The 17900-nt window shown below is 39.4% G+C and carries 15 protein-coding genes; 11 read left to right on the top strand and 4 right to left on the bottom strand.

What is annotated here, in order from left to right:
* The first annotated feature begins 59 nt into the window (after positions 1-59).
* Positions 60-1223, top strand: coding sequence for an FtsW/RodA/SpoVE family cell cycle protein (locus G8782_RS05115; RefSeq protein WP_172369808.1), 1164 nt, complete (start codon positions 60-62; stop codon positions 1221-1223).
* A gap of 15 nt (positions 1224-1238) precedes the next feature.
* Positions 1239-4676, top strand: coding sequence for a pyruvate carboxylase (gene pyc, locus G8782_RS05110; protein ID WP_172369807.1), 3438 nt, complete (start codon positions 1239-1241; stop codon positions 4674-4676).
* A 97-nt stretch (positions 4677-4773) separates the two neighbouring features.
* Here pyc and G8782_RS05105 read toward each other — a convergent pair whose 3' ends face one another.
* Positions 4774-5688, bottom strand: a complete 915-nt coding sequence (locus tag G8782_RS05105) for a COX15/CtaA family protein (protein WP_172369806.1) — start codon at positions 5686-5688, stop codon at positions 4774-4776.
* A 313-nt stretch (positions 5689-6001) separates the two neighbouring features.
* Here G8782_RS05105 and cyoE point away from each other — a divergent pair, with 313 nt between their 5' ends.
* The 7 genes from cyoE to G8782_RS05070 all read left to right on the top strand — a co-directional run bounded on the left by cyoE (position 6002) and on the right by G8782_RS05070 (position 12611).
* Positions 6002-6925 (top strand): heme o synthase, encoded by a 924-nt coding sequence (gene cyoE, locus G8782_RS05100; RefSeq protein ID WP_172369805.1) that lies wholly within the window; start codon positions 6002-6004, stop codon positions 6923-6925.
* 169 nt (positions 6926-7094) lie between these two features.
* Positions 7095-8165 (top strand): cytochrome c oxidase subunit II, encoded by a 1071-nt coding sequence (coxB, locus tag G8782_RS05095; protein WP_172369804.1) that lies wholly within the window; start codon positions 7095-7097, stop codon positions 8163-8165.
* 31 nt (positions 8166-8196) lie between these two features.
* Positions 8197-10071, top strand: coding sequence for a cbb3-type cytochrome c oxidase subunit I (locus G8782_RS05090; protein WP_172369803.1), 1875 nt, complete (start codon positions 8197-8199; stop codon positions 10069-10071).
* On the top strand, positions 10071-10697 hold the full coding sequence (locus tag G8782_RS05085) for a cytochrome (ubi)quinol oxidase subunit III (protein ID WP_172369802.1): 627 nt from the start codon (positions 10071-10073) through the stop codon (positions 10695-10697). The genes G8782_RS05090 and G8782_RS05085 overlap by 1 nt, the downstream gene beginning before the upstream one ends.
* A 1-nt stretch (position 10698) precedes the next feature.
* A complete protein-coding gene (locus G8782_RS05080) occupies positions 10699-11049 on the top strand; it encodes a cytochrome C oxidase subunit IV family protein (protein WP_172369801.1) in 351 nt (116 codons plus the stop codon).
* A gap of 138 nt (positions 11050-11187) precedes the next feature.
* Complete coding sequence (ctaG, locus tag G8782_RS05075) at positions 11188-12111, top strand: cytochrome c oxidase assembly factor CtaG (RefSeq protein WP_172369800.1); 924 nt, start codon at positions 11188-11190, stop codon at positions 12109-12111.
* A 38-nt stretch (positions 12112-12149) separates the two neighbouring features.
* Entirely contained in the window at positions 12150-12611 is a 462-nt protein-coding gene (locus G8782_RS05070) for a DUF420 domain-containing protein (protein WP_172369799.1), read from the top strand.
* Positions 12612-12746: 135 nt separating this feature from the next.
* On the opposite strand, the gene ytvI is transcribed toward G8782_RS05070, so the two are convergent.
* Positions 12747-13805 carry a sporulation integral membrane protein YtvI gene (gene ytvI / locus G8782_RS05065; protein WP_172369798.1) on the bottom strand — a complete coding sequence of 353 codons (1059 nt, stop codon included), beginning with the start codon at positions 13803-13805 and terminating at the stop codon, positions 12747-12749.
* A 102-nt stretch (positions 13806-13907) separates the two neighbouring features.
* Positions 13908-14276, bottom strand: coding sequence for a YugN family protein (locus tag G8782_RS05060; RefSeq protein WP_172369797.1), 369 nt, complete (start codon positions 14274-14276; stop codon positions 13908-13910).
* Between the two features lie 147 nt (positions 14277-14423).
* On the opposite strand from G8782_RS05060, the gene G8782_RS05055 reads away from it, so the two are divergent.
* Positions 14424-15497 carry a CAP-associated domain-containing protein gene (locus tag G8782_RS05055; RefSeq protein WP_172369796.1) on the top strand — a complete coding sequence of 358 codons (1074 nt, stop codon included), beginning with the start codon at positions 14424-14426 and terminating at the stop codon, positions 15495-15497.
* Between the two features lie 70 nt (positions 15498-15567).
* On the opposite strand, the gene G8782_RS05050 is transcribed toward G8782_RS05055, so the two are convergent.
* Positions 15568-16299 carry an amino acid kinase family protein gene (locus G8782_RS05050; RefSeq protein WP_172369795.1) on the bottom strand — a complete coding sequence of 244 codons (732 nt, stop codon included), beginning with the start codon at positions 16297-16299 and terminating at the stop codon, positions 15568-15570.
* A gap of 111 nt (positions 16300-16410) precedes the next feature.
* On the opposite strand from G8782_RS05050, the gene G8782_RS05045 reads away from it, so the two are divergent.
* Positions 16411-17865 (top strand): UDP-N-acetylmuramoyl-L-alanyl-D-glutamate--2,6-diaminopimelate ligase, encoded by a 1455-nt coding sequence (locus tag G8782_RS05045; protein ID WP_172369794.1) that lies wholly within the window; start codon positions 16411-16413, stop codon positions 17863-17865.
* Positions 17866-17900 lie beyond the last annotated feature (35 nt).

Here is a 17900-nt window from a genome sequence, read left to right as displayed (position 1 = left end):
AAGACTCAAACTCATTAATGGTTTGAGTTTTTTGTTTAATGTAAAAGAGGTTTTGTCCAATGCAGACTTATTCTAAACGATTTTTAAAGCACTTTGACTTTTCACTGTTTTTCACGTATTTAATTCTTTGTTTATTTGGTTTAGTGATGATTTATAGCGCGAGTCTCGTCTATGCTGTTGGTGAATACAAGTGGGCACCCGACTATTTTTTTCGCAGACAAGTTCTCAACCTCGCGATTGCTTTTCCGGCCTTTTTTTTAGCGGCATTCTTTCCGTATAAAAATTATAAACGAAAAGGTTTAATGATTTTTTTAGTCGGCATTATGCTTCTGTTGCTTGGTGCAGTCCACATCTTTGGTTATGGAGATGATGTTGGTGCAAGAAGCTGGATTTACCTTAAGTTTGGTAGCCTCCAACCTTCTGAAGTTGCAAAACTTATTATTATCATCTATTTCTCCAGCGTTTTTGCCAAGAAGTATGAAGCTGGTACAATAGACAATGTGAATCAGTCAATCGGACCGCCCGTTACGATTTTAGCGATAGCCGTTGGTTCCGTATTAATGGAAACAGATATAGGCACCTCTTTGATTATTATCGTCGTAGCGCTTTCCGTAATGGCTGCAAGTGGCATAAAAACGAAAACCTTTTTAAAGTTAAGTGCGCTCATTTCGGGAATACTATTATTAATTGCACCTTTTCTCTATTTCAATTGGGAAAACATTATGACGACGAGCCGAAAAGGACGCTTTTTAGCATATTTGAATCCTTTCGATTATGTAACAGGTTCTGGCTATCAAATCGCGAATGGATACATTGCAATTGGCTCGGGTGGCGTCAAAGGGCTAGGTTTTGGAAATTCGATTCAAAAAATGGGATATTTGCCTGAACCGCATACAGATGTTATTATGGCTGTAATTTCCGAGGAGTTAGGGATTTTTGGAGCAATCATCGTAATCGGCGGGCTCGGATTTATCGTTTTACGGGCTTTCTTATTGGCGCTGAAAGCGAGAGATCCACATGCTAGAATGCTAGCGGCAGGTATCGGTAGCATGATAGGAATCCAAACTTTTGTTAATTTGGGTGGTTTGACAGGGTTAATCCCGCTTACCGGCGTTCCTCTTCCGTTTATCAGTTTCGGTGGAACATCGGTCATATTAATGTCAATTGCTGTAGGGATTTTGATGAATGTATCAATGTTTTTGAAATATGAAAAAAACAAATAAAAGGAAGTGTCTTGGATGGAAAGAATCACTAAAATTTTAGTTGCGAATCGCGGAGAAATCGCGATTCGCATATTTCGAGCATGTACTGAGTTAAGAATTCCAACGGTTGGTATTTATTCGACCGAGGATAGTGGGTCATTCCATCGTTATAAAGCGGATGAATCGTACTTGGTTGGCGAAGGGAAAAGTCCGATTGATGCTTACTTAGACATTGAAGGAATCATTGAAATTGCAAAAGATACAGGCGCGAATGCAATTCATCCAGGTTATGGTTTTCTAGCTGAAAATGCTGAGTTTGCAAGACGTCTGGAAGAAGAAAATATTATTTTTATCGGACCGACATCCTCGCATTTAAAGATGTTCGGCGATAAAGTGAAAGCCCGTGAACAAGCTATAGATGCCGAAATTCCTGTTATTCCAGGAAGCGATGGGCCTGTTTCTTCAGTTGAAGAAGTTGCAACATTCGGGAATTCCTATGGCTATCCGATAATTGTAAAGGCCTCGCTTGGCGGCGGCGGACGAGGGATGCGTATTATTGAATCCGAAGATGAAGTCGTACAAGCCTTTGAACGCGCTAAATCGGAAGCGAAATCCGCATTCGGTTCAGACGAAATGTATGTAGAAAAATATATTGACAAACCGAAACATATTGAAGTTCAAATCTTGGGCGACTCTCATGGAAACATAGTTCATTTATATGAACGAGATTGCTCAATTCAAAGACGCCATCAAAAAGTTGTTGAAATTGCACCATCAATTTCGCTTGAAGACAACTTGCGAAAAGATATTTGTAACGCTGCAGTAAAACTAATGAAAAACATCAACTATTTAAATGCTGGTACAGTAGAATTTCTAGTAGCAGACGACGAATTTTATTTCATCGAGGTCAATCCGAGAATTCAAGTAGAACATACAATTACAGAAATGGTAACGGGCATAGACATTGTCCACTCCCAAATACATATTGCCGATGGGAAAAATCTGCACGGTGAAGATGCACTGATTCCGGCTCAAAAAGACATTCCACTTTTCGGCTATGCTATCCAGTCGCGTGTCACAACGGAAGATCCTTTAAACGACTTCATGCCTGATACAGGGAAGTTAATGGTCTATAGGTCTGGCGGTGGATTTGGCGTCCGATTAGACGCGGGGAATGGTTTCCAAGGCGCAGTTATCACCCCTTATTATGACTCTTTACTTGTTAAAGTCTCTACATGGGGCATGACTTTCCGCGAAGCTGCATCCAAAATGGACAGAAACTTACAAGAGTTTAGAATAAGAGGAATTAAAACGAATATACCGTTTCTTGGAAATGTCGTGAAACATAAAAAGTTCTTGGTTGGAGATTATGATACAAGCTTTATCGATTCAACTCCTGAGCTATTTATATTTCCATCAAGGAAAGACCGTGGAACGAAAATATTGAATTATATTGGAAATGTCACGGTTAATGGTTTTCCAGGGATAGACAAACAATCGAAACCGGTATTCCATCCAGTTCGTAAACCGGTTGTAGATTTAAAAACGCCTCCTCTGGCAGGAACGAAACAAATTCTTGATGAACAAGGTCCTGAAGGACTTGTAAAGTGGATCGGAGAGCAAAACGACGTCCTCTTGACAGATACGACATTCAGAGATGCTCACCAATCCTTATTAGCGACTAGAATGCGTACGGCTGATATGACTGGAATAGCATCTGAATCTGCAATACTTATGCCCGATTTGTTTTCATATGAAATATGGGGCGGGGCAACATTCGACGTAGCTTATCGCTTTTTAAAAGAAGATCCATGGGATCGGTTAATTAAACTGCGCGAACAAATTCCAAACGTCTTGTTTCAAATGCTTTTCCGCGGAGCCAATGCTGTTGGGTACACGAATTATCCAGACAATGTTATTCGTGAATTTGTCAAAAATTCAGCGGAAGCAGGTATTGATGTCTTCCGAATATTCGATAGCCTAAACTGGATTAAAGGAATGGAAGTGGCAATTGATGCCACACGTGAATCAGGAAAAATCGCTGAAGCGGCAATTTGTTATACGGGAGATATTCTAAATGACTCGCGTGATAAATATACAGTGAACTATTATAAGGAAATGGCGAAAAACCTTGAATCAGCAGGAGCCCATATTTTAGCCATTAAGGATATGGCGGGTCTATTAAAGCCTGAAGCGGCATACAGACTTGTTTCTGAGCTAAAAGACGTTACTGCCTTGCCAATCCATCTTCATACGCACGATACAAGCGGCAATGGAATCTACACATATGCGCGCGCGATTGATGCTGGTGTTGACATTGTCGATACAGCGCTAGGTTCAATGGCTGGTCTTACATCACAGCCTTCTGCAAGCGCATTGCATTATGCGATGAATGGCAGTAAGCGAGCGGTTCGTGCTGATGTTAAAGCGTTGGAAGAATTGGCTCATTATTGGGAAGATGTCCGGAAATATTATCATAACTTTGAAAGCGGCATGATGAGTCCGCATACAGAAATTTATGTTCATGAAATGCCGGGCGGCCAATATTCAAACTTGCAGCAACAGGCAAGAGCAGTTGGATTAGGTGAACGCTGGGAAGAAGTAAAAGAAATGTATTGTCGCGTCAATTTACTATTCGGCGACGTAGTTAAAGTTACTCCATCTTCAAAAGTCGTGGGAGACATGGCGTTATTCATGGTTCAAAACGATCTTGATGAAAACACTGTTCTCACGAGAGGGAAATCAATAGACTTCCCGGATTCAGTCATCGAATTTTTCGGCGGGCATATCGGGCAACCGCACGGAGGTTTTCCGAAAGAACTTCAAAAAATCATACTGAAAGACCGAGAAGCCATTACAGTACGTCCGGGTGAATTACTAGAAGATGCAGACTTTATACAAATACGAGATGAACTAAATAAAAAGTTGAATAGACCAGTTACAGACCATGAAGTACTTTCATATGCACTTTATCCAAAAGTTTTCGAGGAGTATTCAGCGATTAATAAAGAGTTTGGCGATGTTTCAGTCATGGCTACGCCAGAGTTCCTATATGGCTTGCGACTCGGGGAAGAAGTCGAAATCCAAATCGAAAAAGGGAAGACTCTAATCGTTAAACTTGTTTCGATTAGTGAACCGCAATCAGATGCAACGCGTGTGATTTACTTCGAATTGAATGGACAACCGAGAGAAGTCATTATTGAAGACGTGAATCTTGAATCAGATGTCGTTCGTAAAACAAAGGCAGATCCTGCAAATAGATCTCATATTGCAGCCACGATGCCGGGAACGGTCTTAAAAGTAGCTGTCGACATAGGGGCGAGGGTGAAAAGAGGCGAACATCTATTAATCACTGAAGCGATGAAGATGGAAACAACGATACAAGCACCGCATGACGGTGTCATTAAAGACATATATGTAACAGCGGGCGAATCGATCTCCACCGGAGATTTGCTAATTGAAATGAAGGACTAAATACGCCTCATAATGGAAAACACTCAGAAGACGATGATTACTCGTTTTCCGGGTGTTTTTCCATATAAAAAAACCTCCTGATTTAGGAGGTTAGTAGTTATTCTTTAGTAATTCTACTTCTAGATACTAGCAAGATCATATACGTTAACAATCCGAATAACAATGTGATGAATAATGAATGGAGTAGCGCAAGATAAAGATTTAATCGAGTTAGAACAACTGTCATGCCAGTAATTACTTGCGATGAAACGAGAATTAATGCGATAATCCAACCCCAATAAAATACGCGCTGATTTTTGTAGTTTCTAATAGCATGAATTGCTATGTAGAGAATCCAGATAAATATGAGCGCAGCCGCAAAACGGTGTCCCATTTGTACCCACTCGTTAAATTGTGTCGGTAAACCTATGGCATCGTTCTTGCAAAATGGCCAATCTAGGCAAACCAATTCAGAATTCGTATGACGAACGAGCGCGCCTGTATAAACAACTATATACGAGTAAATTGTAACACCAATTGTATGCCATTTAAGATGGGAACCGATCTGTATATTTTCTGTATCGAATTTACGATCAATCTCAAATATGAGGAGAGTTAGCAGTAGAACTGCGGCAAATGATATTAATGAAATTCCGAAATGAAGTGCTAATATAAAATCGCCTTGCCCCCATAGGACTTGCGCTGCACCTATCAATGCTTGTAAAATGAGGAAAAACACAGCCATGATCGATAGAAATTTAGTTTCCCGAATATGTCCGAGCGCTCGCCAAGACCAAATCGCCAAAACAAGAATGAGTATCCCCACTGTTCCAGTGACAATACGGTGAGAGAATTCAATGAGCACTTCTGGAGTAATCACATCCGGTATCAGTTGCCCATTACATCCTGGCCAGTGTCGACCACAGCCCATCCCGCTGTCTGTCTTAGTAACTAATGCTCCGCCAAGTAAGATGAGTAACATTCCGACTGTGGAAGCAACGCCAAACCATTTTAAGTACTTACTTTGCTTCAAAAAACCGACACCTACTTTATTTAAATGATGACCTACGTATTTTTGATGATAACGAAAGAATGACTAGAAAACAATGAATAGTTTCTAGAAAAGTGTCTTGCAAACGTTCTTTTCACAAATTGTTCATAAAAAAGACCCTATAACTTCACAATTGCTACATAGAAATGATTTACTATAGTATAGACTGTGATTAAAGTCATTGCAGAAAATGTCGAATATCATAGAGATTTTTGCATTATTATAGAAATCGTACTTGATTTTCGATATAGTGAAGTATAGGGACTTTATTTAGAACTTTGAAAGGAGGGGTAATATGTCAAATGGTCGTGCTGTATCGATGTCTGAGAAATCCCGAACGAGCACAGCGCAAATTTCTTTTGTTAAAGATTTTCTGGCACTTATCAAAATTGGCATCGTGAACTCGAATATGATTACTGTCTTTACTGGCTTATTTCTGGCTATGCAATTGAGCGGTTTACATTTCTTGCACCATATAGATATTCTCTTCTATACACTTTTTGGAACCGGTTTAATTATTGCGGGTTCAGCAGCTCTAAATAATTTAATTGACCGCGATATTGACCCAGTGATGTCCAGAACAAAACAAAGACCGACAGTAACAGGTCGATTCAAAGCACCGGCTGTATTGGCACTTGCGCTCGCTTTCATTATACTGGGAGAAGTATTATTGTTTTCAGCATCAACATCAGCAGGTCTTTGGGGGCTTGCAGGTATCTTTAGCTATGTAGTACTCTATTCAATGTGGTCAAAGCGCAAGCACGTCAGCAATACGGTTGTTGGAAGTATATCAGGGGCCATTCCGCCTTTAATAGGCTGGGCTGCAATTGAGCCATCTTTAGGGATGGGGGCATGGGCTTTGTTTTTAATCATGTTCATTTGGCAACCGCCGCATTTTTATGCACTAGCAATGCGTCGCACTGAGGAATATCGCGCTGCCAATATACCGATGTTGCCTGTTGTAAAGGGATTTTCCCGTACAAAAAGATCAATGTTATTCTGGGTATTGCTTCTTTTCCCATTGCCGTTTCTTTTAGCTGAATTCGGCGTTGTCTTTATCGTTTTGGCTACATTACTTAACATTGGCTGGCTTTATTTAGCGATTAAAGGTTTCAAGGCGAGAGACGATATGAAGTGGGCGACGAAGATGTTTGTTTATTCACTGAATTACATGACGATTTTATTTGTCTCGATCATTATTTTCTCCTTATTTGTTTGAATTGTTGAATAAGGTCAATACCTGTAATAGATGTCGGTTGAGATAGCAGGTCGCGTACATAAGGTGTTTTATTATTATCGGAATTCTTTCTTTGAAACAGGAATTCATATAGAGGGGTTACAATCCCCGTAAACAAAGTCATTATTAGAAAGAGAGGTATGATTAGGCGATGATGAAAGGACTTAAAAAGTGGCGTCTCTTTTCTCTGCTAGCAGCTCTTACCGTGTTCCTTTCAGGGTGCGGACAAGAAGAACTATCAACGCTACTTCCAGCAGGTCAAGTCGCTAAGGACCAATTTAATTTGCTTCTATTGTCTTCGGGAATCATGTTGTTTGTCATCTTAGTAGTTGTAATCATCTATGTAGTTGCACTTGTACGTTTTAGACGTTCAAAGTTAGGTGAGGATCATATCCCGGAACAAGTAGAAGGTAGCAGTACATTAGAGCTTGTTTGGACAGTTATTCCAATACTTCTAGTACTTCTATTAGCTGTGCCAACAGTATATTACACATATAAGCTTGGTGATGTTACAGCAATGGGCGCGGTAGATGATGAAGGAAATGCTGAAAACTTGGTGGTGGATGTAACTGCGCATCTATACTGGTGGGAATTCGAATATCCAGAACTTGGAATCGTTACATCACAAGAACTAGTTGTGCCAATGGATGAAAAAGTTTACTTCAATTTAATAGCTTCTGACGTTAAACACTCGTTTTGGGTTCCAGCTGTTGGCGGGAAACTTGATAATAACGTTGAGAACGTCAACAAGTTTTATTTAGTCTTTGAAGAAGATTCTAGCAAACTTAAAGAAGGCGTGTATTTCGGAAAATGTGCTGAGCTATGCGGACCTTCCCATGCACTAATGGACTTTAAAGTAAAAACAATGCCTCGTGCTGAGTTTGACGAGTGGGTAGTCGCAATGCAATCCACTAAAAAAGACAAAGATGATGCTGGAGATACTGCAGCAGCAAGCGAAGGCGAACAATTATTTGCCGACAGTTGTATCTCGTGTCACGCAGTTACAGCTGATGTAAAATCTCCATATCCTAACTTAACAACATTTGGAGACCGTAACCGCGTTGCAGGGTTTATGGATCATACTGAAGAAGCTTTAAAAGAATGGATGAAAAATCCGCAGAAACAAAAACCGGGTAACGAAATGCCTGCATTCGACCATTTATCAGAAGCTGAATTGGATGCAATTGCAGGATACCTGATGGGCTTGACTGTTGAAAAGTAATGTAATTTGAATTTGAAGAGGAGGTAAAAAAGTGAGTTCAGTTGCTCAAAAGAAAGGCTTTGGCTCATGGTTATGGGACTGGTTGACTACAGTCGACCATAAGAAGATTGGAATCCTTTATCTCCTAGGTGGAGGTTTCTTCTTCGTACTAGGTGGAATCGAAGCAATGATTATTCGAATCCAGCTAGCTGTACCGAACAGCGATTTAATTTCCGCTGGATTATTTAACCAAATAATCACCATGCACGGAACAACAATGATATTCCTAGCCGCCATGCCTATATTATTTGGTTTTATGAACGCCATTATGCCACTTCAAATCGGTGCGCGTGATGTTGCATTTCCATTTTTAAACTCATTAGGATTATGGATGTTTATATTTGGTGGTTTATTCCTGAACATTTCTTGGTTCATGGGGCAAGCACCTGATGCCGGATGGACTTCATATGCATCGCTTGCGATTACGTCTGAAGGACATGGTGTAGATTTCTATGCAATCGGTTTACAAATTGCGGGTGGGGGATCGCTTATCGCGGGGATTAACTTCCTTGTAACGATTATCAATATGCGTGCACCGGGGATGACGTATATGCGTATGCCGCTTTTCACATGGACTACGTTTATCGCATCTGCAATGATTTTGTTTGCATTCCCGCCGCTAACAATCGGTTTATTCTTCCTTACATTCGATCGAATGTTTGGAGCTAATTTCTTTGACCATGCAATGGGCGGAAACACGATAATCTGGGAACATATCTTCTGGATTTTCGGTCACCCTGAAGTTTATATTTTGATATTGCCAGCGTTTGGTATTTTCTCTGAGATTTTCTCTATTTTCTCTAGAAAACGTTTGTTTGGATATACATCAATGGTGTTCGCTACTGTACTAATCGGTTTCTTAGGATTCATGGTTTGGGCGCACCATATGTTTACAGTAGGTCTTGGACCGACAGCGAATGCGATTTTCGCGGTTGCGACGATGGCTATTGCCGTGCCTACAGGGGTTAAAATTTTCAACTGGCTTCTCACGATGTGGGGAGGAAGTATCAAGGTTACAACGCCTATGTTATATGCGATCGGATTTATCCCGTCGTTCGTTATGGGTGGGGTAACAGGTGTAATGCAAGGTGCAGCACCACTTGATTACCAATTGCACGATACGTACTTTATCGTTGCTCACTTCCATTACGTAATTGTTGGAGGTACTGTTCTAGGTATTTTAGCAGCAACTCATTTATATTGGCCGAAAATGTTCGGTACGATGTTGAATGAGACATTAGGTAAAGTAACATTTTGGTTCTTCTTTATCGGTTTCCACATGACTTTCCTTATCCAACACTGGTTAGGATTCTGGGGAATGCCACGTCGCGTATTTACGTACATGGACGGTCAAGGTTGGAATTCGGCGAACTTAATTAGTTCAGTAGGTGCAGTATTTATGGCTATTGGTGTTATCGTACTCCTTTACAACATAATTATGACATCAGTTAAAAATGTCCCTGTTGCAAATGATCCATGGGGCGATGGACGTACACTCGAGTGGGCGATTCAATCACCGCCGCTTTATTATAACTTTACGCAAACACCACTTGTTCGTGGGCTTGATAGTGTGTGGATCGAGAAACAGGAAGGGAATGAATCTGGTATAACACCAGCTGTTCCAGTACAAGATATTCATATGCCGCATGGTTCGATCATTCCGATATTCATGACGTTAGGTATGTTCATTGCAGGTTTTGGTGCCATGTTCCGTGAAGAGACATCTTGGGGACTTCCACTTCTCGTATTTGGTTTAGCTTGGACATTTGTCTGTATGGCAATACGTTCATTGAAAGATGATTTAGGTTACTATGTTCCGAAAGAAGAAATTTTGGAAGATATGAAACGTGAAAGGGGTCGAAAATAATGGATTTAAATAAGAAATTTACCCCTGAGACGTGGCCCGACAACCCAGAAACAGCAACATTTGAAGCGAAAAACAAATTTGTTGGCTTCTGGCTCTTCCTTGGTGGAGAGACGATTTTATTCGCTACTTTGTTTGCGACTTACTTAGCGCTGAAAAACAAAGGACCAGCTAATCTAGAGTTTTCAACTCAAGAACTTTATGAATTACCGCTCGTATTTGTCATGACAATGCTTCTTTTGACATCGTCATTAACAAGTGTGTATGCGATGTATCATTTAAGAAACTACAATTTCAAGAAAATGCAACTATGGTTAGGAATCACTGCATTCCTAGGTCTAGGTTTCCTGATACTTGAAGTGTATGAATTTTATCATTACGTTCAATTAGGTTTCGTTTACAGTAACAGTGCATTTAGTTCAGCATTCTACACGCTTGTTGGAACACACGGTTTCCACGTAGCGATTGGACTTGTTTGGATTACACTGCTAATTTTCCGTAATGCAAAACGCGGACTCAATTTGTATAATGCAACGAAATACTACACATTCTCGTTGTATTGGCACTTTATCGACGTTGTTTGGGTGTTTATCTTCACAGTAGTCTACTTGATGGGAAAGGTAGGTTAATATGGCGGAAATCGAAATTTATAAAAAGTCTCCTGCTGAATTCGATCTTGGTCAAAGACGCGCGCGCAGATCGATGCGCAGTCAAGTCATTATGTTTTCTCTAATGATTTTCTTAACTTTAACATCGTTCATGATTGTAACGGCATCAAACGCTGAAGTTATTGGATTTTCGAAATACTATGTAATTCCAGTAATTATGTTGTTTGCTGCAGTTCAAGTCGGGCTACAATTATATTACTTTATGCATATGCAAGAAAAAGGTCATGGTATCGCAGCAATGTTCATGTTTACAGGAGCATTGCTTGCATTCCTAATCGTTTTAACATTTGTAACAATTGTTTGGTGGAATTAATTCACAAAAGCCTGGGGATGATATACTTATCCCCAGGCTTTTCCTATTTGTCATAGAACGTCCATTGAGTTTGGACCTACATGTGCATTATAATAGAGGGACAGGTTAATCTTAGATTGAAATGAAGGGGCGTTGCTTATGCCGTTAAGTATATTCGGATTTCGTGCGTTATGGAGTCCATGGTTTTTCTTGTCACTAGTCGTTGTTGTCTTACTTTATTTTCTTATAACAATTAAGTGGCGACATCGTTTTGAGGGGTCAACTCCGCTTACTAATAATCAAATTATTTTCTTTTTAGCTGGAATGACATTGTTGTATGTTGTGAAGGGTTCCCCTGTTGATTTATTGGGGCATATTTTATTTAGTGTTCATATGGCTCAAATGGTAGTTCTACTGCTGCTAGTAGCTCCATTTCTGATTATGGGAATACCTAATTGGGTTTGGAAAAAAATATTTGAAGTTAAAATCATTGATCGTATTTTTCGCTTGTTCACAAATTCAGTCATAAGTCTAATGACATTTACCATTGCGTTTTCTGCTTATCATTATCCGCTAATCCTTGATTTTGTTAAGCTGAGCTTGCCGTTACATGCGATTTTTACAATAACAATATTTATGTCAGCCATATTTTTATGGTGGCCGCTCGTGAATACCCTAGAAGGTCAACCAAAATTGCATGGATTGAAAAAAATTGGTTATATCGTTTTAAGTGCCCTGTTAGTCACGCCTGCATGTGCATTAATCATCTTTGTAGACGTCCCTGTATATGAAACATATAGTAGCGGCGAAGCATGGTTGCAAGCAATGGCGTTATGTGTTCCAGCGGGTACACTTTCGGGGCTGGCAGGTCTTGGAATTTCAGGTCCGGAAATGTTTACGAATATGACCACCGTAAATGATCAAAAACTTGGCGGTATCTTAATGAAAGTAGGACAGGAATTAATATATATTGTCGTTATCGGAAAAATCTTCTTTAAATGGGCATCTGATGAACGTGCGAATGCAGATGAAATTACCAGACAAGATTTGCTCAAAAATCAAAATATGACTACACATGGTTAATTTCCAAAGATAGGGTTTTCTAAAGGGGAGAAAAAAGAATGACTGTACCTTTTTTACCTACGCTAAGTACATTTTTCATCATTCTTTCTGCGGTTTTTGTAGCTATCGGATGGAATTTAATTAAGAAAAGGAAAATCGAGGCACATAAAAAAGCGATGATAACAGCTGCGGTTTTTGCGGTTCTTTTCTTTATTATTTATATTTCGCGTACGATTGTAGTTGGGAATACCTCCTTCGGGGGACCAGAAAGTTTAAAACTATATTATACGATATTCTTGGTGTTCCATATAATACTTTCGATAATAGGCGCGATTTTGGGCGTAGTCACAATTCTTTCCGGTTTTAAAAACAATCTTCAAAGGCATCGTAAGGTCGGACCGATTACAAGCATTATCTGGTTTTTTTCAGCAATTACAGGTGTTATGGTTTATCTGCTGTTATATGTTTTCTATACTGGCGGACAAACAACATCGATGTTCAAAGCGATATTCGGTTTATAAATGAAAAAGTATGAGAGGATATTATTCCTTTCATACTTTTTATTTGCTTTAAGTCCATTATTTCGAGCACAAAATTGCTAATAACAAAAAAGCCACCTACTTAGACGGCTTTTACTTTATTGATGCTATTCCATTTCAGATTCTGAAATTGATGCGAATAATTCCGGCTTCGCGAGCTGCCGTGAATAAGATGAAGAGAATAGGGCCGAGGAAGAAGCCGATAAAACCAAATAGCTTTAAACCGATAAACATTGTGACTAAAGTGGGGAGTGGTTTAAGTCCGATTTGGGATCCCATAACTTTTGGTTCCACGGTTCTTCGAATGAGCATAAGAACAATGGCTAGAAAGGTTAGTTGAGAACCGGTAGAAACATCACCACTGACAAAGTTATACAATGCCCAGGGAGCTAAAATGATAATTGACCCCAAAATAGGGATTAAATCGATAATCCATATAACCAATGACATCACGATTGCATATTTAGGGTGAATCAACAAGAGTCCTACGAATGTAACCGCCAGAATGATTAAACTGACTAAAAACTGTGCTTTGGCAAAGCCGAATACGAAGGAATTTAGTTTTGAAACCATAAAGCGAACCTTTTCCGCAGTTTCGTTTGTTAAGTATTTAAAAACCATTTTTTTCAATTCGGGCAACTCAAGCATGAAAAGAAATAGCGCGATGATGAATACGATTAAACTTACAAGGAAATTCGGTACATCAGCTAAAAGAGCAGTGATTTTTTCATAACTTAAAAGGTTGAGAATTCCTTTGCTCATGACTTCAAATATTGATTTGAATTCATTTTGAATTGCTTCAATAACTTCAGCAGGCATGCCCGCTGTATATTGGAACAACTTATTTTGCATATCAATCCAAATACCTGATAATGTATTAAAGTGACCCGGCGCTTCTTTTGTTAAATCAATAATTTTTCCTATGAGTCGAGTTACCGTATAATAGAGCAAAGAAGAAAGTATCGCTAGAATAAAAATAAATACCGATATGACAGCTACTTTTCTTCTCCATTTAAATTTCTTTTCTGTTAGGTTAACGAGAGGATCGATAAGTAATGCAGTAAAGAGTGCTAAAATAATGGGTAAGGATACGGGAATGATATAAATAAAACAAAGAATAATAATTATAATACTGAGCGCGATCAAGAAGTTGCGTTTTGTAAACCATTTTGTCAAGTGGCATTCCCCCAAACATGTCTTATAAATCCATTATAACCAAAAATATCAATTTCAATTTGAAAAAAACCGGAGAACGAAATGTCTCCGGTACAAGGCTTATTATGCTTTGTTCATATTGTATGGTTGCAATGCTTTATTGACTGCTTCTAGCGTAGCCTTGCAGTCTTTTAAAAGACTTGGCGGGAAGTGTTCGTCTTCTCCGTACTCAACGCCAAATGGGTAATAATGTTTACCAATGACAGGTTTTTTAAGGTTCATGATTGCGTCGCGTTTATCGACGTCACCATCTTTTGTATAACCGAAAATACGTAAATAATATGTACCGTCTTTAACTACATATTTTTTATCATAAGTTACCCGTTCGTAGTCCCATTGTCCTGCTCGAACTAAATCATGTTCAAGCATGACTTCATCCAGTATTAGTAAGTCAGCAACAATATCTTCAATACCGGTATTTTCAAAATACATATTAAGAATCCTCCTCCAAAATATCGTCCAGCGAATGCTCTATACATATCCATAATAGAACAATTTCACAATAGTTGCAATGACAACATTGTGTCCAGTAAATGTAAGTCCGTTAATATTAATTAATAAATGAAAGTGGGGATTGTGGTGAAAATAATATTTAGGGTAGCCATTCTGTTGCTAATTGCATTAGCTGTATTTTATTTAACTGGAAACCGTGTGAAAGAAAACGAACCGCTGCAATCTCCGGTAAAACATGGGACGGCAATGCCAGTCACGGATAAAGGAGTAGGAACCGCGATCCCGCAAACATCCCGGCCAGAAAAAGGATTGTCCATATTTGTTGGGGAAACAGCCGAAACACTGGTTAAAGAGTGGGGAGAACCAACTCGGATAGAACCATCCGGATACGGCTATGATTGGTGGGTATATTTAGATGGCTTGAAGTTCATGGCAGGCGTGAATGACGAAGGTATTGTAAATCAAATATACACCACTGAATCAGAGGCGGATATTAACCCTTTCCAAATAGGTCAAAATATAGACGATATATTCCGCTTTGCAATTGTCGGTTCTGAAGTCGATGTCATGATTGATGAGAATATATATACTTTTTCTTTAAATGGCGAAGACTTGAAAACCCGCTTGCTAATTATTTATAAAGAGTTATTCGTCCAATTATATTTAGACAATGAAAGCGGAGGTTTACAAGCTGTAAGATTTATCGATCCTGAAACTCTTGTTCTGCATCAACCATATGAAATGACCTATATGGGGGAATTAATTGTTTCCAAACCGCCATCTTCAACTCTGCAATTGGAGGTGAATCGAACAGCCGAGCGCCAAATTTTTGAAGTCACAAACTTGTATCGACAGAAGTTTAATGTCCCGGTGTTGATAAATGATTATGATTTAACTATTTTCGCTCGAAAACATAGTGAGAATATGGCTTTGGGAAATTATTCAACAGAAGAGTCAACGGATTCCGAAAAACTTTCTGATCGTCTGGACGAAGCAATGATCCCTCACCGTAAAGCTGCTGAAAATATTGCCTTCGATTATGTAGATGCGATTGAAGCGGTCCATGGATGGTTAAATTCACCTGCTCATCGAAATATTCTCCTGGATAAGGATTTTACTCATATGGGAACAGGTTCGTATGGCAACTATTATACACAGGACTTTATTAAAGCATCAAAAGAGGATGTTAGAAGGAAGTAAAAAATAACCTTGAACAACTGATAGAGACGGATAAGATTATCCGCCCTGTCATTGAATCATTTTTTAAAAGTTAAATTGTAATCCAGGTTCCTTTTTCCATCCCAGTGATGCCTCGAATATAAAGAGGCGTCGCTGTTTTTTTTGCGTGTAACGCTGCTCGTTTTTGTATAATCGGTTTTTCGCAATTAAGAAAATCTAGAAACTCATCAAAGCTTAGAGAATCCAATTTTTGTCCGCCACTGATGACTGCAGGATCTTCAGTCATTACACCCGGGACATCCTTGAAAAATTGCACATGTGAAGCTTGTAGCGCATCTCCTAGCGCGACGGCGGTTAAATCGCTGCCCCCTCTGCCAAGAGTCATGATATTCCCATTTTCGTCCATTCCTTGAAAACCTGGAATGATAACACAATCAAATTCATGTAAATAGTAATGAATTGTTGTTGTATCGATAGACTGTATCGACGCATCGCCATATTCTCCTGTAGTCACAATTCCAGCTTGCATTCCATGGAGAATTTTATTGTCAATACCAAATTGATTCAATTCAGCAGAGAGAACACTTGCGGCAATAAGCTCTCCACATGACGCGACAAGGTCTTTAGCTGCTTTGTTAGATGAGAAGGCCTGCGATAAGTTTAATAGGCTGTCTGTGGCGTATGGGTCTCCAAGACGGCCTATTGCGGAGACGACAACGACTATTTTTTTATATTGTTCTATCCCATCTTTTATATGGTTGATGCATTTCATTCTCATTTCTTCATTTTGCATGGCGACTCCGCCGAATTTTTGAATAATCATACGCGTCCCCCAATTTTCTTCGTGACATTTGAAACTTCTTGTTCATAGGATAAAGTAGGTTTGTTCTCAATATATTCGACAAAAATAAAAACGTTCGGGAAGGGGAGTCGGGTGCTGCTTTTACAGGAGTTATTAAAAGACTGGCCGTGTACGATTGCTGGCGGGAATTATCGAGTAGCTGTAAAAGGGATTACTGAAAACTCACTGGATGTAAAACCCGGTTTCATATTTGTTGCGAGAAAAGGAAATAAATATGATGGTACATTTTTTATAGAGGAGGCGATTAGTGCTGGGGCAGTGGCAATTGTGATTGATAAGCCAATCTTTCGAAACCTGCCTAACAACGTTCCAATTATTACTGTGCCAGATGGCCGACTTTTTTTATCCCATGCTAGCGCAGAACTGGCGCAAAACCCTGCTGATCATTTAACGATTATTGCTGTAACAGGAACGAATGGCAAAACGACAGTCAGCCATTTCATTGGTCAATTATTAATGATGCAAGGAATCCGAGTTGCGGTAATCGGCACGACGGGAATTTTCATAGATGGTGTTTCATTAAATTATGATGTGCCGCAAATGACGACTTTGTCAGCGGAACATTTGCACCCGCTGTTAGCAAGTTGTTTGGAAAATGGCGTTACCCATGTGGTTTTAGAAGCTTCTTCATTGGGATTATCGACGTACCGATTAGAGCATTGTAAAATTGATATCGGGTTGTTATTGAATATTGGTTCGGATCATTACGATGAACACGGCGGAAAAAAATCGTATATTGATGCCAAGAAGAAATTACTGCTGATGGCGAGGAAAGTCATCGTTAATCGAGATGATCCTGTGTGTGTTCAAATGATGCAATCTGTAGCTAAAAAATGCATATATTTTGGAACCCATCCCGATTCAGATGTCTGCCTTAAGATTGAAGAACAAAAATTACTTATCGAGTGCGAGAAAGAGCGAGGGGAGTTTTTTCTGCCTCTGCTCGGAGAATTTAATCGAATGAATGCGGTAGCAGCAGTTAGCGTTCTTCATTCCTTATCCTATCAATTATCTTCTTTACTACCGAATGTCGTTTCATTACGATTGCCAGAAGGTAGGATGCAACAACTAAACAAATCAAATATCTCTGTCGTCATCGACTATGCGCACACCCCGGATGCACTTCAAGGTGTATTATGTTCATTGATGAAAACATCACTAGGAAGACTAATCACCGTTTTCGGTTGTGGCGGCGAGCGAGATAAGGGGAAAAGAAGTGAGATGGGGCAAATCGCTTCTTTTTATTCCTCGGATGTAATTATCACTACGGATAACCCGAGAGATGAAGACCCGTTAAAAATTATCGATGATATTATTACAGGCATAACCGATAGCTCGAAAGAGATTATCATCGAACCGAATAGGGAATTAGCAATTCAAAAGGCTATTAATATGGCGGATTCTGGCGATATCGTGCTTATTGCAGGAAAGGGACACGAAAAGATTCAACATACAGCTGAAGGGGTTTTCCCGTTTTCAGATATGAAAATTGCTAAACAGGCGTTATTTCAAAAAGAAGCGAATTAGAGAAAAAAGATTATTACATTCACGGGATTGAAAAA

It is taken from the genome of Sporosarcina jiandibaonis (assembly GCF_013184495.1).
GTDB classification, from domain to species: domain Bacteria; phylum Bacillota; class Bacilli; order Bacillales_A; family Planococcaceae; genus Sporosarcina; species Sporosarcina jiandibaonis.
Note: the sequence above shows the minus strand (reverse complement) of the source record. Positions and strands in the feature narration are given on the sequence as shown.